Source organism: Asanoa ishikariensis, assembly GCF_900107455.1.
Classification (GTDB): Bacteria; Actinomycetota; Actinomycetes; order Mycobacteriales; family Micromonosporaceae; genus Asanoa; species Asanoa ishikariensis.
The window spans coordinates 721,896-739,382 of sequence record NZ_FNQB01000004.1; the positions used below are offsets into that span (position 1 = coordinate 721,896).

A 17,487-nucleotide genomic window follows, 5' to 3' on the forward strand; every position below is an offset into this window, starting at 1 on the left:
GCCGCGGCGCCGTTTGGGCCGATCAGCCCTTCAGCGCGAGGTAGCGGCGGATCAGCTCCCGGGTCGACGAGTCGTGCTCGGGGTTCGGAGCCGCGGCGCCGGTCAGCTCCGGAATGATCTTGGCTGCGAGCACCTTGCCGAGCTCGACGCCCCACTGGTCGAAGGAGTCGATGCCCCAGATCGTGCCCTGGGTGAAGACGCTGTGCTCGTAGAGCGCCACCAGGGCGCCGAGCACCCGCGGCGTGAGCCGCTCCGCCAGCAGCACGTTGCTCGGCCGGTTGCCCTCCATGACCCGGTGCGGCACGACGTCGGCCGCGGTGCCCTCGGCCCGTACCTCCTCCTCGGTCTTGCCGAAGGCCAACGCCTGCGCCTGTGCGAACACGTTGGACGAGAGCAGGTCGTGGTGGTCGCGGAGCGGGTTGAGGGTCTGGCCGAACCCGATCAGGTCGACCGGGATGAGCCGGGTGCCCTGGTGGAGAAGCTGGTAGAAGCTGTGCTGGCCGTTGGTGCCCGGCTCGCCCCAGTAGACGGGGCCGGTGTCGTAGTCGATCGGGCGGCCGTCGCGGGTGACGTGCTTGCCGTTGGACTCCATGGTGAGCTGCTGCAGGTAGGCCGGGAAGCGCTTGAGATATTGCTCGTACGGCATCACGCCGACGCTCTGCACGTTGAAGAAGTTCACGTACCAGACGGTCAGCAGGCCCATCAGCGCCGGCAGGTTCTCGCCCAGCGGTGCGGTGCGGAAGTGCTCGTCCATCTCGTGGAACCCGGCCAGCAGCTCGGCGAAGCCCTCCGGCCCGACGGCGAGCATCGTGGACAGACCGATCGCGGAGTCCATCGAGTAGCGACCGCCGACCCAGTCCCAGAAGCCGAACATGTTGGCGGTGTCGATGCCGAACTCGGCGACCCGGTCGGCGTTGGTGGACACCGCGACGAAGTGCTTGGCGACCGCGGCCTCGTCGCCGAGCTGGCCGACCACCCAGTCGCGGGCGGAGTGGGCGTTGGTCAGGGTCTCCAGCGTGCCGAAGGTCTTGGAGGAGATGATGAACAGCGTCTCCTCGGCGTTCAGGTCGCGGGTCGCCTCCACGAAGTCGGTGGAGTCCACGTTGGACACGAACCGGAACGTCAGGTCGCGCTGGGTGTAGTGGCGCAACGCCTCGTACGCCATCACCGGTCCGAGGTCCGAGCCGCCGATGCCCACGTTGACGATGGCGCGGATGGGCTTGCCGGTGTGCCCGCGCCACTGCCCGGAGCGGATCCGGTCGGCGAACGCGGCCATCCGGTCGAGCTCCCCGTGCACCTGCGCGACCACGTCGACCCCGTCGACCACGAGGGGGGCGGTCTTCGGCATCCGCAGCGCCACGTGCAGCACGGAGCGGTGCTCGGAGGTGTTGATCGGCGCGCCGGAGAACATCAGGTCGCGCTGCTCTTCGAGCTCGCACTCGCGGGCGAGCTGGACCAGCAGCCGCAGCGTCTCGTCGGTCACGCGGTTCTTGGAGTAGTCGAGGTAGAGCCCGGCGGCCTCGGCGCTCAGTCGTTCCCCGCGCGACGGGTCCTCCGCGAAAAGCTCTCGCAGATGCTTCCCGCCGATCTCGGCGTGGTGTGCGGCGAGGGCCTTCCAGGCGGCGCGCTCACGCAGCGACATGCTTCCTCCAACAGGGTCCGATTCACCCCAGATGTTACCGGCCGTCAGCCGATAGGATCACGGATCATGGTCGTGCTCACGTTGCCGTTCCGCGGCACCTGGCTGGCCCGCAACAGCCCGGCGCGCCGGGTGCCGAGCCACGGCACCGACCTGTTCGCCACGACGTACGCTATGGACTTCATCGCTGTCCGTAACCGCCGCACGGCCCACGTCCGCGACTGGCGCGCGCTGGTCGGCACCGAGCCGGTGGAGCGGTTCTTCGCCTTCGACGAGCCCGTCCTCGCGCCGGCGGCCGGCCGGGTGGTGGCGGTCTTCGACGGCCGGTCCGACGAGGAGGCCCGCCGGTCGCTGGTGGCCAAGGTGCCCTACCTGCTGACCCAGGCGCGGCGGGCGCGGGCCGGCGCCGGCGCGATCGCCGGCAACCACGTGGTGCTCGAGGTCGACGGCGGCCACGTGCTGCTGGCCCACCTGCGTAAGGGCTCGCTGCGGGTGAGGGTCGACGACGTGGTCGCGGCCGGCGATGAGCTCGGGTCCTGCGGCAACTCCGGCAACTCCACCCAGCCGCACGTACACATCCAGGTGATGGACGGACCCGACGCGTACATCGCCCGCGGGCTGCCCATCGCCTTCCGGTCCTACCGTGCCTGGCGGCGCCGCGGCGCGCGACCGGTCGACGTGGCGGAAGGCATCCCCAACGAGCGCGAGGTCGTCGAGGCGCTATGACGCCCGCTGTTAAGAAGGGTCCCTTGCGCTGCGGAAAGCGTTAACAAGGGACCCTTTCTTGGCCAAGAATCGGGTGTATGGCAGAGCTGGCTGGTCAGACCGTCGTCGTGATCGGCGGGAGTGCGGGCATCGGCCTGGAGACCGCCCGCCGGGCCGCCGCCGAGGGCGCCGACGTGGTGATCGCCGGCCGTGATCCGGGCCGGCTGGAGCGGGCCGCCCGTGAGGTCGGGTCGCAGCGCACCGCGGCCTTCGACGCCACCGACCCGGCTGCGCTGGCCGCGTTCTTCCACGACCTGCCGGATCCGTTCGACCACGTGCTGGTCACCGCCGGCGGTCCGCGCTACGGCCCCATGCTGGAGATGGCGCCCGCCGACGTGAGCCGGGCGCTCAGCGACCACGTGCTGGTGGCCATCGAGGTCGCGCGCAACGCAGTCCCTAGGATGCGGCCGGGCGGCTCGCTGCTGTTCATGGGCGGCACCGGCGGCCGGAAGATCAGCCGTGAGCTCGGCATCGCGTCGGCGGCCACGGCGGTGCTGCCGCCGTTCGTCGCCGCTCTCGCGCTGGAGATCGCGCCCGTGCGGGCCAACCTCATCGCGGCCGGGTTCGTCGACACCCCGCTGTCGGCCACGCTGCTCGGTGACCAGCTCGACGCGCGCCGGGCCGAGCTGCGGGCGACCCTGCCGATCGGCCGCGTGGTCGGCCCGGCCGACGTCGCCGCGCTCGCCGTGCACCTCATGGCCAACACCGCCCTGACGGGAGCGACCTACGACATCGACGGCGGCCAGCAGTTCGTCAGCTGAAAAGTTGGACATTGCCTCGGCGGCTCACGCCCGGGATCGTGGTCGGCGACCTGTCGGTTCGTCGAGGGGTGCAGCCGTGAGTGCACACGTACCACCGATCGAGGTTGCCGGTTGGAAGGTCCTGGAGCCGTTGGCGGTGGTGTCGGCGTACTGCCGCGACCACGCCACCACACTGCGGCGCTACGACGGGCTAGCCGGTGAGCAGGAGACACTGACGCCCGACGTCGTGCGGGCGAGCTGGCTGCTGAACAGCCGGATCAGCTACGCACAGCAGCGGTGGCTGCTCGACCGGTCGCCCGACGCACCGTGGCACCACGTGGCCGCCGGGGCGCTGCTGCGTGACGCCGACCCGGAGGTGGCGGGCGGCGACTACGACAACGCGGAGCGGCTGTACGCGCACTTCTACCGCGACCGGCCACGGGGCGTCGACCACGCGAAGATCAGCAAGTGCCTGCATCTGACCCGGCCCGGGCTCTTTCCGATCCTCGACCGCCGGATGCTGCGGCTCTATCACCTGCCGGCCCGGCTGGCGGCGCGGGACCTCGAAGACGCGCGGCGCGACAAGCGGGCCGTGCGGCGCGCCTACTGGGCCGCGATCCGGCTCGACCTGCTCCAGGCCGAGGAGGCCCTGGCGGCCCTGCGGACAGCGCTGCGGGAGACCGGGGACGGCGGGCAGCTCAGCGACGTCCGGCTGCTCGACATCCTGGCCTGGTCGGTGGTTCGTCACTGAAGGTCTCGCACCACGTCGTGCAGGAGGTGCAGGAACGCGTCGACCAGCGGCGTGGGGGTGGTGTCGGTGAGGGTCGCCGCGTAGATCCGCCGATGCAGGCCACCCCGCGCCAGTTCGCGGTGGACGGTGCCCGGCGCGAGGCCGAGCGTCAGCCGCGACACCAGGGCGACGCCGATGCCGGTGCCGACCAGGGCCTGGGCCACGTCGTACGACGCCGTCTGGAACCGCACCCGCGGGGTGAACCCGGCGGCGGCCGTGGCGCGGTCGAACTGGGCCCGGGCCGCGTGCCCGGCGATGATCGTGACCCAGGCCTCGTCGCGGAGCCGTTCGAGTCGCAGCGGCCCGGTGCCGGCGGCCAGCGGGTGGTCCTCGGGCAGCACCACGACCATCGGGTCGGTCAGCAGCGGGTGCAGCCGGACGTGCTCGGGCGCCGTCAGCACCTCGTCCCAGGCGGCGATCACCGCGAGGTCGAGGTCGCCGGCCGCGACCAGGGGGATGCCCTCCTCGGAGCCGATGTCGACGACGGAGAGGTCGGCGTCGGGGTGCCGGTGCCGCAGGGCGGTCAGCGCCGGCGGCAGCAGCCGCAGCGCGGCGGCCTGGAACCCGCCGATCCGCAGCCGCAGCGACAGCTCGCCGAGCAGCGCCGCCAGCCCCGCGCCGGCCTCCCGGGTCTGCTCGTCGATCACCTGGCCGTGCGCCGCGAGCAGGGCGCCGGCCGACGTCAGTGACGCACCCCGGGGGCCGCGCCGCACCAGCGAGGCGCCGCAGGCCCGCTCCGTCCGGGCGACCTGCTGAGTCACGGCGGCCGCGGTGATCCCGAGGGCGCCCGCCGCGGCCGACAGCGAGCCGTGCCGGTCGATCAGGGCGAGCAGCCGGAGCTGCCCCGGATCCAGGCGCATTAAGCAATCTTACTGCTGAGCCATGGAACCTTTACTTCTGTTGAGGCGTGCGCTGGCGGCAACCTGAAGGCATGCCGACCCGCGTGCCCGTCTTCGTCGTCACCACCTGGCTGCTCGCGATGCTGCCCGGCGCGGGCCAGGCGCTGATGCTCCGGCAGACCATCGAGGGCGGTCGCCGCCGCGCCTGGGCCAGCGTGGCCGGCACCTGCACCGGGCTGGTGGTCTGGACCACGGCCGCGGCGGCCGGGCTCTCCGCGGTGCTGCTGGCCAACCCGCACGCGTACGCCGGCGTCCGGATCGCGGGCGGCGTGCTGCTCGCGGGCCTCGGCGTGAGCACCCTGTGGAGCCTGCGCCGACCGGTCGCGGCCAGTCTCGTCGCCGCGCCCACGACCGGTTACGGCCGCGCGTTCGCGGCCGGTCTCGCGACGAACCTGGGCAACCCGAAGGCCGGCGTCTTCGCGATCTCGCTGCTGCCACAGTTCCTCACCGACGAGGGTCCTGTCTTCCTCTCCAGCGTCGGCCTCGGTGTGCTCTGGGCGCTCGTCACCGGTGCCTGGTACCTGCTGTTCACCTGGGCCGTCGACCGAGGCCGCGCGCTCGTCGCCCGCCCGGCGATGCATTGGCGCCTCCAGGTGGTCACCGGCTGCACCCTGATCTGCATCGGCGCCGCAGTGGCAACGGGTCTCTAGAAATCGACGGCGATCACTAATAGTATTCGTGCGGATACCGTCCGAAGGGAGATCGCTGTGTCGCTCACCGTCTCGCCCCACCTGCTCGCCGAAGCCGAACGAGGTGAGGTGGCGGCCGCCGACTTCGTCGCGTGCGTCCGCTCGTCCTTGCCGTACGCCTGGGAGCTGATCAGTCGGGTGGTCGACGACCTGGCACACGGCGACGCGGACTTCGCCGACAACGTCATTCCGCCACCGTCCGAACAGGAGCGTGGGCAACTGTTGCGCGCGCTGGCCAGCGACGCCATCCGCAGCGGCCTGGAGCAGCACTTCGGCGTGAAGCTGGCGTTCCAGAACTGCCACCGCGTCGCCGCGTTCCGCCCGTCGGCGGTCGGCGGTGAGAGATACCGGCGGTTCACCTCGGCGCGCGGCCAGCTCCTCAACCAGTCGCCCGAGCTGCGTGACTGCTGAGCCGCAGACCCACCTCTTCCTGCTCGCGGGGCGTGTCCCCGGCACCAGCCACGCGGAGACCCTGGCCTCGGCGGTCAGCTACGCGCTGGCCGCCGAGCGGCTGGGGTTCGCCGGTGTCGCTCTGGCCGAACACCATTTCATCTCGTACGGGACGTGCCCGTCCGCGATCGCCCTCGCCGCGAACCTGTTGGGTGCGACCAGCCGGATCCGGGTCGGCACGGCCGCCTGCGTGCTGTCGACCCGGCACCCGGTGGCGCTCGCGGAGGAGGCGGTGCTGCTCGACGAGGTCTCCGGCGGGCGGTTCGCACTCGGCGTCGCCCGCGGCGGCCCGTGGGTCGACCTGGAGGTGTTCGGCACGGGCCTGGACCGCTTCACCACCGGCTTCCCGGAGTCGCTCGACCTGCTGCTGGCCTGGCTCTCCGGCGCACCGAGGGTCGGCGCCGACGGCCCGCTGTTCCGGTTCCGCCCGGTCGCCGTCGTGCCCCGGCCACGCCGTCCCCTGCCGGTGTGGGTCGCGGCGACCTCACCCTCCACGGTGGAGGCGGCGGCCGCCCGCGGGCTGCCGGTGCTGCTCGGGATGCACGCCTCCGACGCGGAGCACGCGGACCTGCTGGGTCGCTACCGCCGGGTCGCGGCCGCGCACGGGCACGACCCGGCCCTCGCGCCGCACGCCAGCGCACATCTCGCCCAGGTCGGCGCGGACGCCGCCGCGCTCGTGCGCACCCGGCTGCCGGCGCTGCTGGCCGGCACCCGGGAGTACGTGCGGGTCGACGGTTCACCGCCCGCGCACCGGGACCTCGCCGCGTACACCGAGCACCTGATCCAGATCGGTGCCGTGGGTGACGCGGCGGAGGTCCGGCGCCGGCTCGCCGCCTCGGCCGCCGCCACCGGCGTACACCATCAGCTCCTCATGGTGGAGGCGGCGGGGACGCGGCCGGAGGTGACCGCGAACATCGAGGCCCTCGCGGCGGCCCTGGGCTAGTAGCGAACGGTGCTCTGCAGGAGCGGCGGGTAGACCTCGGACGAGCGGCCGTCCACCGTGGTGCCGGCGAACTGGAGCATCGCCTGCTGTGCGCCGTGCATCGGTGCCGGGTAGTCCAGGTCCGGTGTGGACACCTCGTCCAGCGTGCGCAGGTGCTCGTCGGTGAGGCGCACCGTCAGGCCCGCGAGGTTGTCCTCCAGGTGGCCCGCCTTGCGGGCGCCGATGATCGGGACGACGGTGCCTTCGCGGGCGCGCAGCCAGGCCAGCGACACCGCGGCCGCGGTGGTGCCCAGCTCGTCGGCGATCGCGGTGACCGCCTCGATCACGTCGTAGTCGGCGTCGCTCGGGCCGCCGACGTAGGCCGACCGGGCCGAGTCGGTGACCTGACCGCCGCGCCGGTACTTGCCGGACAGGAAGCCGTTGCGCAGCGGGCTCCACGGCACCAGGGCCATGCCCTGGTCCAGGGCCAGCGGGCCGATCTCGCCCTCGACGGTGCGGGCCAGCAGCGAGTACTCGACCTGGAGCGCGACCAGCGGCGTCCAGCCCTTCAACTGCGCCATCGTCTGCGCCTGCGCGGTGACCCAGGCCGGCGTGTTCGAGAAGCCGACATAGCGGATCGTGCCTGCGCGGACCAGGTCGTCGAGCGTGCGCATGGTCTCGTCGATCGGGGTGTGCCGGTCCCAGTTGTGCATCCAGTACACGTCGAGGTGGTCGGTGCGCAGCCGGCGCAACGACTCGTGGAGCTGGGCGATGATCGAGCCGCGTCCGGCGCCGCCGCCGTTCGGGTCGCCGGGGAACATGTTGAAGAAGAACTTCGAGGCGAGTACGACGTGGTCGCGCAGCCCGGGCCGGGCGGCGAGGTAGTCGCCGAGGATCTTCTCCGAGTGGCCGTTGGTGTAGAAGTTGGCGGTGTCGACGAAGTTGCCGCCGCGCTCCAGGTAGGTCGCGAGGATCTTCTCCGACTCCGCGACGTCGCAGCCGGCCCCACCGGGGTCGCTGCCGAAGGTCATCGCGCCCAGCGCGAACGGGCTGACGCGGAGGCCGGATCGGCCGAGGGTCACGTAGTTGTCGAGTGCCATGCCTTCAGTTCACCGCCGTCACGGCGCCGGGCGTAGACCGTTAGGCGCGAGGTCTTGCCTGATCCTGCTTTTCTACGGCAGGGCGGCTTCGAGGCGGCCGGCGTGCTGGCTCGGCGGGGCACCGAACGCGCGCCGGTACTCGCGGCTGAACTGGGACGGGCTGTCGTAGCCGACCCGCGCGCCGACGCCGGCGATGTCACCCGGATCGGTGGCCAGCAGCAGCCGGGCCTGGTGCAGCCGGATCCGCTTCTGGAACTGGATCGGGCTCATCGCCGTGACGGTCTGGAAGTTGCGGTGGAACGCGGACACGCTCATCCCGGCCAGCCGCGCGACGTCCTCGACCTTGAACGGTTCCGCGTAGTTGTCGCGGATCCAGCGCACGGCCCGGTCCACGTGCCGCAGCCCGCTGTCCGGCAGGCCGAGCTGACGGACCAGGCCGCCCTGCTCGCCCGTGACCAGCCGCCAGAGGATCTCGCGGATCACCAGCGGGGCGAGCACGGCCCGGTCGCGGGGCGTCTCCAGCAACCGGACCAGGCGCAGCACCGCGTCGAGCAGTTCGTCGGGCGCGTCGCTGACCGCGATGCCGGGCGGTGCCGCCGCCGGCACCTCGCCCGGTCCGGCGCCGAGCAGCAGTTCGGCGATGTCGTCCGGGCGCAGGACCAGCCCGAATCCGAGCGCCGGCCGCTCCGCGCTGGCGTCGACGAAGTGGCCGGTCACGGGCAGGTCGACCGAGGCGACCAGGTACTGGCCGGCGTGGTACTCGTACACCCGGTCGCCCAGCGACAGCCGTTTCGCACCCTGCGCGATGACCGCGAGGACCGTGCCCGACATCGACGGCGACGGCGGGAGTGACCGTTCGACCTTCGAGATCAGCACACCGTCGATCGCGGTCGTCCAGTCGGGCCGCGCGTGCCGGGCCAGCAGGGTCCGGAGCTCGTCGAGCTGTCGCATCATTCGATTTCAGCACACACCGGGTCGGCCCAGCCCGGCAGTGGGATCAGACAGAACGGGTGGCCGGCGGGATCGGCGTAGACGCCGTCGCCGGCGAGCTTGCGGGCGCCCAGGGCGAGCACCGCCGCTCCGGCGGCGGCCGGGTCGTCGACCATCACGTCGAAGTGGATCTGCTGCGGCACCGCGGGGTCCGGCCAGGTCGACGGCGGATTGTCCGGCGCCCGTTGGAAGGCGAGGCCCGAGGTCCGGTCCGAGACGGCGACAACCGCGAAATCATCGTCCTGGTACGTGATCGGCAGGCCGAGCAGCGCGCTGTAGAACCGCGCGACGGCGTGCGGATCGGGGCAGTCGAGGATCGTGTGGTGCAGGCGTCCGATCATGCCCAGACGCTAGACCGTGATGACGACCTTGCCTCGCCCGTGGCCGGTCTCGACCTCCCGGTGGGCGTCGGCGGCGGACGCCAACGGGTAGGTCCGGCGGACGTGGATGCGCAGCTCGGCCCGCACGAGCTCGGCCAGGCGGGCGGCCGAGCGCAGCGGGGGAGTGACCCGGATGCCGAGGTCGGCGGCGCGACCGTGGTCGACCAGGGTCAGGATTCGTCGGCGGTCCGCCACCAGGTCGAGCGAGACGTCGAGGGCGGCGCCGCCGGCACCGTCCAAGGCGGCGTCGACGCCGTCCGGCGCGGCCGCGCGCACCCGGTCGGCCAGACCATCGCCGTACGCGACCGGGATCGCGCCCAGCTCCCGCAGGTAGTCGTGGTTCTCCGGGCGGGCGGTGCCGACCACCGTGGCGCCCGCCGCCGCCGCGAGTTGCACGGCGACCGTGCCGACCGCGCCCGCCGCGCCGTGCACGAGCAGCGTCTCGCCGGGTTTGGGCGCCAGTTCCGCGAGCGCGATGTGCGCCGTCTGCGCACCGGCCGAGAAGCCACCCGCGACCTCCCACGGCATCGCGGCCGGCTTCGCGACGAGCTGGTCGGCCGGCACCGCCAGCAGTTCCGCGTACGCGCCGAGCTGACCGAAGCCGAGCACCTCGGCGCCGACGTCGACACCGGACACACCCGGGCCGAGCGCGGCGACCACGCCGGCGAACTCGTTGCCGGGGATGCGCGGGAACGTGGGCGGCACGCCGGCCGGGAGCCAGCCCGCCCGGACCGCGCAGTCGTACGGCTGGACGCCGGCCGCGCGGATCCGGACGAGCACCTGACCCGGTGCCGGCACCGGGTCAGGCAGCTCGAACACGCGGAGCACGTCGGGACCACCGGGCGAGTCGAAAGCAGCGGCACGCATGCGAAGCAGTCTGTGACCTCAAGCCGCCTTGAGGTCAAGCGTCACTGCGTGGGCAGGTCCGGCTCGTTCGAGTCCTTCGGCCGCGGGCCGAAGATGCGCCGCTCCGACTCGTCGATCCGCAGGTCGTTGATGCTCGCCTCGCGGCGGCGCATCAGCCCGTGCTCGTCGAACTCCCACAGCTCGTTGCCGTAGCTGCGCCACCACTGCCCGGTGCCGTCGTGCGACTCGTACTGGAAGCGTACGGCGATCCGGTCGTCGGTGAACGCCCACAGGTTCTTGCGCAGCGCGTAGTCGAGCTCGCGGGACCACTTGTCGCTCAGGAAGTCGACGATCGCCGGACGCCCGACGAGGAAGGTGTCACGGTTCCGCCAGACCGAGTCCGTGGTGTACGCCATCGAGACCTTCTCCGGGTCCCGGGTGTTCCAGGCGTCTTCAGCGGCCTGCACCTTGGCCATCGCCGAGGGCCGGTCGAACGGCGGCAGCGGGGGTCGATCGGTCATCCCCCGACCGTAACCCCGGCTAGGACTCCTCGGGAGCGAACTGGGCCAGCGCCATCTGCCGGCCCGCCGCGGTCTCGTCGGCGGTCGCGGTGCCGGACGCCGCGACCACGGCCTCCCAGGCGTCGACCGAGCCACGGGAGAACTCGCGGACTTCGGGCGAGTTGGCGTACGCGATCGGGTCGCCGTTGATCTCTCCGGCGAAGAAGAGCGCGAGGCCGAGCAGCGCGCCGTCCCAGCCGGGGCCGACGAACAGGGCGCCGGCGCCGCTGCCGGCCATCTCGATCGGCACGGTGTGCGTCAGCTCGAGCTCGGTGTCGTCGGCAGTGCCGGGGGACAGGCGCAGGTGGACCACGCTGGTCGGGCCGCCGAAGGTGACGGTGAGCCGGTGCGGTGCTTCGCAGTGCCGGATCTCGCCGCCGGCGTTGCCCTCGAGCTGGAAGGTGCCGCCTTCGCGCAGGTCTCCGGTGAGCGGGTAGAACCAGCGCTTGATCCGGTCGGGGTCGGTCAGCGCGTCCCAGACGTCCTCGACCGGCGCCGCGTACGTCCGGCGCAGGACCACGGAGACCTCCTCGCCGCCGCCCTCGGCCGGGCCGACCCCGACCTCGCGGTGGATCGCCTTGAGATGGTTGGCGATGTCGATCATGCGGCTGTCCTCTCGCTGTGGCGGCGGGCCGGGTGCCCGCCACATTCTGACAGTCGCGGCTTATATAAGTCCAGAGTTAATCCAGGGCGGCGAGCAGCGCGTCGAGGCGGTCGGTGTCCAACCAACCGTTGACCGCGACGGTGCCGGACCGGTCGACGTCGACCTGGAGCCGGTCGACCGCGCCCTCCCGCCAGTGGACGAGGTCGGGGAAGCGGTCGCCGAGCACCACGAACTCCTGGTTGGTCGAGCCGGCCCATGGCCGCTCGTGGTCGATCCGGTCCCGCTGGAACGGACCCGCGATCAACAGGTCGGTGGCCGCGAGCAGACCCGCGACACCGGGCCGGCCGGCCGCAGCGGCCCGGCGCAGCGACGCGTGCGTGTAGCCGGAGAAGGTCAGCACCGAGCGGCCGCCGGCGCGCACCTGACTGGCCACCGCGGCCAGCCCCTCGGCCTGGTCGAACGGCTCGCCGCCGAGCAGAGTCAGGCCGCCGGACGGCTCGGAGAGGACCCGGGCCGCCAGCTCCGCGGGCGACCAGGGGACCCCGCCCTCGACCGCGAACAGGTGCGGGTTGAAGCAGCCGGCGCAGCGGATCGTGCAGCCCTGCACCCAGACGGCGGTACGCACGCCCGGCCCCTCGGCGGTGGTGGTGCCGAGGTAGCGGGCGACGGTGACCGCCGGCTCAGACATCGAGGATGCGACCCTGGTGGCCGCCCGGCCCGGGCGGCTGGGGTGGCGGCGGCTGCGGCGCGGAGACAGGAGCGGCGTACACCAGCGGCAGGATCCGGACGTACTCGTGCGGTTGCAGGCCTAGCGCGTCGCTGAACGCGTGCACGTCGGGGAAGCCGCCGCGGCTCTCCCGCTCGGCGACCGCCCGCAGCGCCCGCCACTGGTCGAAGTGGGGAAGGGTCGCCAGTTGCGCGGCGCTGGCCGAGTTGACGTCGAGCGGCGTCGCCGGAACGGGGGGAGAGGTCGGCACGGGCATCGCGGCAGGCATGTGCGGCGGGGCCGGAACGGGCGCGTATCCGAACGGCGCGGCCGGATGGCCGGGCGGGGCCGGGTGGCCGGCGGCGGCCGGGTAGCCGGGGCCGGATGGGTAGCCGGGCGTCGCGGGATAGCCGGGCGCGGCCGGGTAGCCGGGCGGCGGCGCCAGCGGTGTGGCGTGCCACGGCACGTAGGTGGCCTTGAACCGCAACCACGAAGGGTTGACGGAGAAGGCGTGCAGGATGACGACCAGCCAGGTCGCCAGCCACAGGCCGACCGCCCAGTTGCTGAGGGCCGTGTCCTGCTCAGACTCGCCGATCACGATGAACAATGCCGTCGAGACCACGAAGTAGCCGATCCCCGCGATCCACAGGGACCGGCGTTTCATCCGGATCCCGAGAAAGATCAGGGCGCTGGAACCGAGGCAGCCAAAGCCCGCCACCGGCAGTAGCAGCCAGAGACTGTGCAGCACCCGCCAGGACAGTTTGCGGGCCGGGCCAGGATCAAAGGCGGTCGACATCGTGCACCGTTTCAGTGGTCTCGACCGTGGCGCGTGCCCGCGTGTAGTCGGCGGTGTGGGCGCTCGACACCGTGGTCGCGTCGAGCAGGTCTTCGAGCACGGCGATGTAGTCGAGGCAGTCGGTGCCGTGGATGCCATGCGTCTCGGCGGTGACCGTCCCGTCGGGAGCCACCACCACCGTGACCGTCTCGCGCGTGCTCATGCCCGCTCCCGCTGTTCGACCGCGAAGACCAGCCGAACGGACGCGTCGTCCGTGACGGTCTCGGACGCCAGGCGCAGCCCGGCCGCGGGTGCCTGGGTGCGCAGCCGGTCGAGCACCGCCGCCTGCACCTGCCGGCCGTACGCGGCGTCGAGCCGTCGGACGATCTCGACCGCGCGGGTCTCGTCGACGTCACCGGCGAAATGCGCGGCCCAGATGCCCTCGGTGTCGCGGGTGAACCGGGCGGTAACGCCCTGCCACACCGCGTCGACCAGGTCGGTGCCGGTGGTGACGACGGCGCCGGTCTCGCGCAGCGCGGTGGACAGCAGCGCGCTGTCGCGCATCCGGGTCGACACCGTGCAGACCAGGCCGCCGGACCCGCCCGACTGACCGGCGCTGCGGGCCTGGATGGCCGCCGCGGCGGCCAGTGCCGCCGGAATGAGGAGCAGGGAAACGCTCATCGCATCATCCAACCATCGGGGTCGTACATCAGAACTCGACGGGCCGGCCGCCGTGCGAGCGGTGCGGACCGTCCGCCTCGGGCCGCGGCTGCGGCACGTCCAGATCCCAGTCCTCGGCGGCGGTCGCGGCGACCGCGCGGGCATCGGCCCACGCCCGGACGGCGGCGATCCGCTCGGCCTGGGTGCGGCTCAGCGGCACCATGTTGACCAGCGCCCGCACCACGTCGTCCTGGCGCAGGGGGCGCCGCTCGGCGAACGCGTCGTACACCGCGGCGACCAGTGCGTGCTCGATCTCGGCGCCGGAGTAGCCCTCGCTGAGCGAGGTCAACTCGGCCAGCACCGCGGCGTCGACGGTGAGGGCGCCACCGACTCGCGGGTTGCGCATCCACCGGGCGAGGTGGACCTGCCAGATCGAGCCGCGTTCCGCACGGGTCGGCAGGTCGACGAAGAACACCTCGTCGAAGCGGCCCTTGCGGAGCAACTCGGGCGGGAGGCTCTCGATCTCGTTTGCGGTCGCGATCACGAACACCGGCCGGCTCTTCTCCTGCAGCCAGGTCAGGAACGACCCGAACACCCGCGACGAGGTGCCGGAGTCGCCGGCGCCGGTGGCGGCGAAGCCCTTCTCGATCTCGTCGATCCAGAGGACACACGGCGCGACCGCCTCGGCGGTGCGGATGGCGCTGCGCATGTTGTGCTCGCTCGACCCGACCAGGCCGGCGAAGACCCGGCCGATGTCGAGGCGGAGCAGCGGGATGCCCCACGCGGCGGCGACCGCTTTGGCGGTCAGCGACTTGCCGCAGCCAGGGACACCGGTGATCAGCACGCCGCGCGGTGCCGGCAGGCCGTAGTCGGCGGCGTCCGCCAGCCACGCGCCCTCCCGACGGCCGAGCCAGCGTTTCAAGTTCTCGAGCCCGCCGATGTCGGACAGCCGCGGGCCGGTCTCGATGAACTCGAGCAGCCCCGCCTTGCGTACCGTCTGCCGCTTCTCCTCCAGGATCACCGGCAGGTCGGCGACGCTGATGACTCCGTCGTTGACCATCGCGCGGGCGAACGCGTTCTCCGCCTCGTGCAGTGTCAGCCCGAGCGCGGCCTTGGCGAACCGTTCGCGTCCGCTGTCGTCGAGGTCGATCCGAAGTCGCGGCGAGGCGGCGTTGGCCCGCAGCATCCCGTCGAGCACGCCGCGGATGTCGGTTTCGGACGGCAACGGAAAGTCGACGACGGTGACGTCCTTCTCGAGCTCGACCGGCACCCGGTTGACCGGTGAGACGAGCACGAGGCTACGCGGGACCGCACCGGCGCGGAACGCGGTCGCCAGATCGCGCATGCGGCGGATCACCGCCGGATCACCAGGCTGGCCGGTCGCGCCGAGCACAGGGTGCAGGTCGCGGAAGACCGCGACGATCGGCTCTTGCATCCGGAGCAGCGCGTCGAGCGCGTCGGCCGGGTCCTTTGTGCGGGCCTGCTCCTCGCCGTCGTCGCGCCGCAGCCCGTCGGTCAGCGACCAGGTCCACACCCTGCGCGGGGTGCGCACGAGTCCGGCGTCGCCGGCGACCGCGCGCACCTCGAACAGCACCCGGAGCTCCTCGTGCGACTCGACCGCCATGATCGGGAATCGGGCCTTGAGGAGTTGGGCGAGGGTGGTGCGGAAGGACTCTGCCACGCGAGGCAGTCTGCCCTATCCCCACCACCCTCGACGATGCTCCCTTACGGTGTCGTGCTCGGGAAAAGGACTACCTGGTCGGTGCCGACCTGGCCGTCGGCGTCGGTGTAGGTCGCCACGAAGACGCCGGAGAGGTCGTCGCCGGGTCCGTGACCGGGTGCCGAGGTGGAGATGCTGCCGGAGCAACCCGTCGCCGAGGTGATCGGGTGGCCGTGCTCGTCGTGGCCGAGGATGTAGTTCACGGTGACCCGCGAGCAGTCCGTCGGCTCGTTGTCGACCACGGTCACCTGGAAGGGCACCGTGTCACCGAACTCGAACGGCTGGCCCTCCTCCGGTGCGACGATGGTGACCGTCGGCGGTCGGGCGCCGACGACGAACGGCAGTTCGGCCGAGGCCGAGCGACCGGTGCTGTCGGTGACCTTCAGCGTGACCCGGTAGGAGCCGTTCGCGGCGAACGTGTACGTCGGGTTCGCCGCCCTCGAGTCCACCGTGCCGTTGGCGTCGAAGTCCCACGCGTAGCGCAGCGCGTCGCCGTCCGCGTCGGTGGTGCCGGCGCTGGAGAACTGGACGGTCAGCGGTGCGTCACCGGCGAGTGGGTCGGCGCTGATCACCGGAACCGGCGTGCGGTTGCCGCGCACGAAGTCGAACCTGGACAGTTGCGCGTCCGGGTTCTCGGCGAAGAAGCCGTCACCGTATTCCAGGACGTAGAGCGCGCCGTCGGGGCCGAACTCCATGTCCATCGGGTTGTCGACCACGAAGGAGCCCAGCACCGGCCGGATGTCGGCCACGTTGCCGTGCCGGTCGAGGCGGAACTCCTTGATGTAGTCACGCGTCCACTCGTAGAACAGCGGCACACCGTCGTAGTAGGCCGGCCACTTGGTCCGCGAGTCGTTGCGCTTGTCGTACTCGTACGCCGGGCCGCCCATCGGGCCGATGCCACCCTCGCCGAGGCCAGGGAACTGCGCCGACGGACCGTACCCGTAGAAGACTTCCGGCTTCTCGACCGCGGGCAGTCGGGTCAGGCCGGTGTTGCGCGGCGACTCGTTGACCGGGCGCCGGCAGTTGAACGGCGCCCCCGACGTGCCGGTGGCGAAGTCGTAGTCCACATAGGGCAGTGTGTCGGTCGCACAGTACGGCCAGCCGTAGTTGGCGGGCTTGTCGATCCGCAGCCACCGGCCCTGGCCGGCCGGGCCGCGTGCCGGGTCGGCCTCGCCGGCGTCCGGCGAGTAGTCGCCCACGTACACGTCGTCGGTCCGCTGGTCGACCGCGAACCGGAACGGGTTGCGCAGGCCCATCGCGTAGATCTCGGGACGGGTCTTCGCCGTGCCCGCCTTGAACAGGTTGCCGGACGGCACGGTGTAACCGCCGCCGTTCTTGACCCGGATCCGCAGCACCTTGCCGCGCAGGTCGTTGGTGTTGGCCGACGTGCGCTGCGCGTCGAAGGCCGGGTTGCGGTTGGCGCGCTCGTCGATCGGCACGTACCCGTCGGAGAAGAACGGGTTGGAGTCGTCGCCGGTGGACAGGTAGAGGTTGCCCTTGCTGTCGAAGTCGATCTGACCGCCGACGTGGCAGCAGATGCCGCGGTCGGTGGCCACCTGGATGATCTTCTGCTCGCTGCGCAGGTTGAGGGTGTTGCCCTCCAGCTTGAACCGGGAAAGCTGGAGGTGGCCCTTGAACGGCGCGAAATCGGCCGCGGTGCCCTCGAACGGCGCGTCGCCCTCGTTGAGGTCCGGCGTCGCCGGGTCGTCGGTCGGCGTGTTCAGCACGGGCGAGTAGTAGAGGTAGACCCACTTGTTGCGGGCGAAGTCGGGGTCGATCGCGACGCCCTGCAGGCCTTCCTCGTCGTGTTCGTAGACGGGCACGTCGGCGGCGAGGATGTTGCGCCCCGAGCGTGGGTCGTGGATCCGCACCTCACCGGTGCGGGCGGTGTGCAGCACCCGGTTGTCGGGCAGCACGGCGAGGCTGACGGGCTCGCCGGGGAAGTCGTTGAGGGTCACCTTCTGGAAGTTGCTGTCGGCGGGTGGCCCGCCGGGTGGTGCGGCCGCGGCCGGTGACAGCGATATGCCGCCGCCGGCTACCGCGAGGAGCGGCGCGACGACCAGGGCAAGCTTCTTGCGCAACTGACGCCTCCTGTGTCTGGGTGAACAGAGCGCACCCGGACCGGGTCAGCGTCGCGTGTCGTTCGTTGCCGACACGAGGGCACGCCAGACGCACGGTCGGTCACGGGTGACCAGGCGTTCGTCGGCTGGTGCCACGGGGCCGACGAGGGATGAGCACGGCGAGACCGGACT

Annotated in this window: 20 protein-coding genes; 6 read left to right on the forward strand and 14 right to left on the reverse strand. The window is 72.0% G+C overall.

What is annotated here, in order from left to right:
- Positions 1-22: 22 nt before the first annotated feature.
- Positions 23-1,642 carry a glucose-6-phosphate isomerase gene (gene pgi, locus BLV39_RS36010; protein ID WP_090802305.1) on the reverse strand — a complete coding sequence of 540 codons (1,620 nt, stop codon included), beginning with the start codon at positions 1,640-1,642 and terminating at the stop codon, positions 23-25.
- A 66-nt stretch (positions 1,643-1,708) separates the two neighbouring features.
- Between pgi and BLV39_RS36015 the strand changes: the two genes are divergently transcribed.
- The 3 genes from BLV39_RS36015 (at position 1,709) to BLV39_RS36025 (ending at position 3,895) form a co-directional block, all read left to right on the forward strand.
- Positions 1,709-2,365, forward strand: a complete 657-nt coding sequence (locus BLV39_RS36015) for a M23 family metallopeptidase (protein WP_090802308.1) — start codon at positions 1,709-1,711, stop codon at positions 2,363-2,365.
- A gap of 77 nt (positions 2,366-2,442) precedes the next feature.
- A complete protein-coding gene (locus BLV39_RS36020; protein ID WP_090802311.1) occupies positions 2,443-3,165 on the forward strand; it encodes an SDR family oxidoreductase in 723 nt (240 codons plus the stop codon).
- A 76-nt stretch (positions 3,166-3,241) separates the two neighbouring features.
- Positions 3,242-3,895 carry a DUF6308 family protein gene (locus BLV39_RS36025; protein ID WP_090802314.1) on the forward strand — a complete coding sequence of 218 codons (654 nt, stop codon included), beginning with the start codon at positions 3,242-3,244 and terminating at the stop codon, positions 3,893-3,895.
- Here the strand turns inward: BLV39_RS36025 and BLV39_RS36030 are convergent.
- Positions 3,889-4,794 carry a LysR family transcriptional regulator gene (locus BLV39_RS36030; RefSeq protein ID WP_090802316.1) on the reverse strand — a complete coding sequence of 302 codons (906 nt, stop codon included), beginning with the start codon at positions 4,792-4,794 and terminating at the stop codon, positions 3,889-3,891. The genes BLV39_RS36025 and BLV39_RS36030 overlap by 7 nt on opposite strands.
- 71 nt (positions 4,795-4,865) lie before the next feature.
- Between BLV39_RS36030 and BLV39_RS36035 the strand changes: the two genes are divergently transcribed.
- The 3 genes from BLV39_RS36035 to BLV39_RS36045 are packed head-to-tail and all read left to right on the forward strand — an operon-like array spanning position 4,866 to position 6,915.
- A complete protein-coding gene (locus BLV39_RS36035; RefSeq protein ID WP_090802319.1) occupies positions 4,866-5,483 on the forward strand; it encodes a LysE family translocator in 618 nt (205 codons plus the stop codon).
- A gap of 57 nt (positions 5,484-5,540) precedes the next feature.
- Positions 5,541-5,933 carry an SCO5389 family protein gene (locus BLV39_RS36040; RefSeq protein WP_090802322.1) on the forward strand — a complete coding sequence of 131 codons (393 nt, stop codon included), beginning with the start codon at positions 5,541-5,543 and terminating at the stop codon, positions 5,931-5,933.
- Complete coding sequence (locus tag BLV39_RS36045; RefSeq protein ID WP_090802325.1) at positions 5,923-6,915, forward strand: LLM class flavin-dependent oxidoreductase; 993 nt, start codon at positions 5,923-5,925, stop codon at positions 6,913-6,915. Before BLV39_RS36040 ends, BLV39_RS36045 begins: the two co-directional genes overlap by 11 nt.
- Here BLV39_RS36045 and BLV39_RS36050 read toward each other — a convergent pair.
- From BLV39_RS36050 to BLV39_RS36105, 12 genes are all read right to left on the reverse strand, one after another.
- On the reverse strand, positions 6,912-7,994 hold the full coding sequence (locus BLV39_RS36050) for an aldo/keto reductase (RefSeq protein WP_090802327.1): 1,083 nt from the start codon (positions 7,992-7,994) through the stop codon (positions 6,912-6,914). The two genes, BLV39_RS36045 and BLV39_RS36050, sit on opposite strands and share 4 nt — an antisense overlap.
- 72 nt (positions 7,995-8,066) lie before the next feature.
- Complete coding sequence (locus BLV39_RS36055) at positions 8,067-8,945, reverse strand: AraC family transcriptional regulator (protein ID WP_090802330.1); 879 nt, start codon at positions 8,943-8,945, stop codon at positions 8,067-8,069.
- Positions 8,945-9,325, reverse strand: a complete 381-nt coding sequence (locus BLV39_RS36060) for a VOC family protein (protein WP_090802333.1) — start codon at positions 9,323-9,325, stop codon at positions 8,945-8,947. Before BLV39_RS36060 ends, BLV39_RS36055 begins: the two co-directional genes overlap by 1 nt.
- Before the next feature lie 9 nt (positions 9,326-9,334).
- Positions 9,335-10,231 carry an NADP-dependent oxidoreductase gene (locus BLV39_RS36065; protein WP_090802336.1) on the reverse strand — a complete coding sequence of 299 codons (897 nt, stop codon included), beginning with the start codon at positions 10,229-10,231 and terminating at the stop codon, positions 9,335-9,337.
- A gap of 41 nt (positions 10,232-10,272) precedes the next feature.
- On the reverse strand, positions 10,273-10,731 hold the full coding sequence (locus tag BLV39_RS36070) for a nuclear transport factor 2 family protein (protein ID WP_090802339.1): 459 nt from the start codon (positions 10,729-10,731) through the stop codon (positions 10,273-10,275).
- Between the two features lie 19 nt (positions 10,732-10,750).
- Positions 10,751-11,374 (reverse strand): SRPBCC family protein, encoded by a 624-nt coding sequence (locus BLV39_RS36075; RefSeq protein WP_090802342.1) that lies wholly within the window; start codon positions 11,372-11,374, stop codon positions 10,751-10,753.
- Between the two features lie 76 nt (positions 11,375-11,450).
- Positions 11,451-12,062, reverse strand: a complete 612-nt coding sequence (locus tag BLV39_RS36080; protein ID WP_090802345.1) for a 4Fe-4S single cluster domain-containing protein — start codon at positions 12,060-12,062, stop codon at positions 11,451-11,453.
- Positions 12,055-12,876: a ComEA family DNA-binding protein gene (locus tag BLV39_RS44915; RefSeq protein ID WP_090802347.1), complete on the reverse strand. Its 822-nt coding sequence runs from the start codon at positions 12,874-12,876 to the stop codon at positions 12,055-12,057. The genes BLV39_RS36080 and BLV39_RS44915 overlap by 8 nt, the downstream gene beginning before the upstream one ends.
- Positions 12,860-13,078: a DUF2997 domain-containing protein gene (locus tag BLV39_RS36090; RefSeq protein WP_090802350.1), complete on the reverse strand. Its 219-nt coding sequence runs from the start codon at positions 13,076-13,078 to the stop codon at positions 12,860-12,862. The genes BLV39_RS44915 and BLV39_RS36090 overlap by 17 nt, the downstream gene beginning before the upstream one ends.
- Positions 13,075-13,536: a hypothetical protein gene (locus BLV39_RS36095; RefSeq protein ID WP_090802352.1), complete on the reverse strand. Its 462-nt coding sequence runs from the start codon at positions 13,534-13,536 to the stop codon at positions 13,075-13,077. The genes BLV39_RS36090 and BLV39_RS36095 overlap by 4 nt, the downstream gene beginning before the upstream one ends.
- Before the next feature lie 28 nt (positions 13,537-13,564).
- The gene (locus BLV39_RS36100; RefSeq protein ID WP_090802354.1) at positions 13,565-15,196 is read right to left on the reverse strand and encodes an AAA family ATPase; all 1,632 of its coding nucleotides are present in this window, start codon (positions 15,194-15,196) and stop codon (positions 13,565-13,567) included.
- A gap of 44 nt (positions 15,197-15,240) precedes the next feature.
- Positions 15,241-17,316, reverse strand: a complete 2,076-nt coding sequence (locus BLV39_RS36105; protein WP_090802356.1) for a PQQ-dependent sugar dehydrogenase — start codon at positions 17,314-17,316, stop codon at positions 15,241-15,243.
- Positions 17,317-17,487: the final 171 nt, after the last annotated feature.

What these genes read in the sequence shown, in the direction of transcription:
- BLV39_RS36060 (WP_090802333.1), bottom strand. Translation starts at nt 9,325, where the DNA reads ATGATCGGACGCCTGCACCACACGATCCTCGACTGCCCCGATCCGCAC.
- BLV39_RS36090 (WP_090802350.1), bottom strand. Translation starts at nt 13,078, where the DNA reads ATGAGCACGCGCGAGACGGTCACGGTGGTGGTGGCTCCCGACGGGACG.
- BLV39_RS36065 (WP_090802336.1), bottom strand. Translation starts at nt 10,231, where the DNA reads ATGCGTGCCGCTGCTTTCGACTCGCCCGGTGGTCCCGACGTGCTCCGC.
- BLV39_RS36070 (WP_090802339.1), bottom strand. Translation starts at nt 10,731, where the DNA reads ATGACCGATCGACCCCCGCTGCCGCCGTTCGACCGGCCCTCGGCGATG.
- BLV39_RS36020 (WP_090802311.1), top strand. Translation starts at nt 2,443, where the DNA reads ATGGCAGAGCTGGCTGGTCAGACCGTCGTCGTGATCGGCGGGAGTGCG.
- BLV39_RS36035 (WP_090802319.1), top strand. Translation starts at nt 4,866, where the DNA reads ATGCCGACCCGCGTGCCCGTCTTCGTCGTCACCACCTGGCTGCTCGCG.
- BLV39_RS36030 (WP_090802316.1), bottom strand. Translation starts at nt 4,794, where the DNA reads ATGCGCCTGGATCCGGGGCAGCTCCGGCTGCTCGCCCTGATCGACCGG.
- BLV39_RS36050 (WP_090802327.1), bottom strand. Translation starts at nt 7,994, where the DNA reads ATGGCACTCGACAACTACGTGACCCTCGGCCGATCCGGCCTCCGCGTC.
- BLV39_RS36075 (WP_090802342.1), bottom strand. Translation starts at nt 11,374, where the DNA reads ATGATCGACATCGCCAACCATCTCAAGGCGATCCACCGCGAGGTCGGG.
- BLV39_RS36055 (WP_090802330.1), bottom strand. Translation starts at nt 8,945, where the DNA reads ATGCGACAGCTCGACGAGCTCCGGACCCTGCTGGCCCGGCACGCGCGG.
- BLV39_RS36095 (WP_090802352.1), bottom strand. Translation starts at nt 13,536, where the DNA reads ATGAGCGTTTCCCTGCTCCTCATTCCGGCGGCACTGGCCGCCGCGGCG.
- pgi (WP_090802305.1), bottom strand. Translation starts at nt 1,642, where the DNA reads ATGTCGCTGCGTGAGCGCGCCGCCTGGAAGGCCCTCGCCGCACACCAC.
- BLV39_RS36080 (WP_090802345.1), bottom strand. Translation starts at nt 12,062, where the DNA reads ATGTCTGAGCCGGCGGTCACCGTCGCCCGCTACCTCGGCACCACCACC.
- BLV39_RS36015 (WP_090802308.1), top strand. Translation starts at nt 1,709, where the DNA reads ATGGTCGTGCTCACGTTGCCGTTCCGCGGCACCTGGCTGGCCCGCAAC.
- BLV39_RS44915 (WP_090802347.1), bottom strand. Translation starts at nt 12,876, where the DNA reads ATGTCGACCGCCTTTGATCCTGGCCCGGCCCGCAAACTGTCCTGGCGG.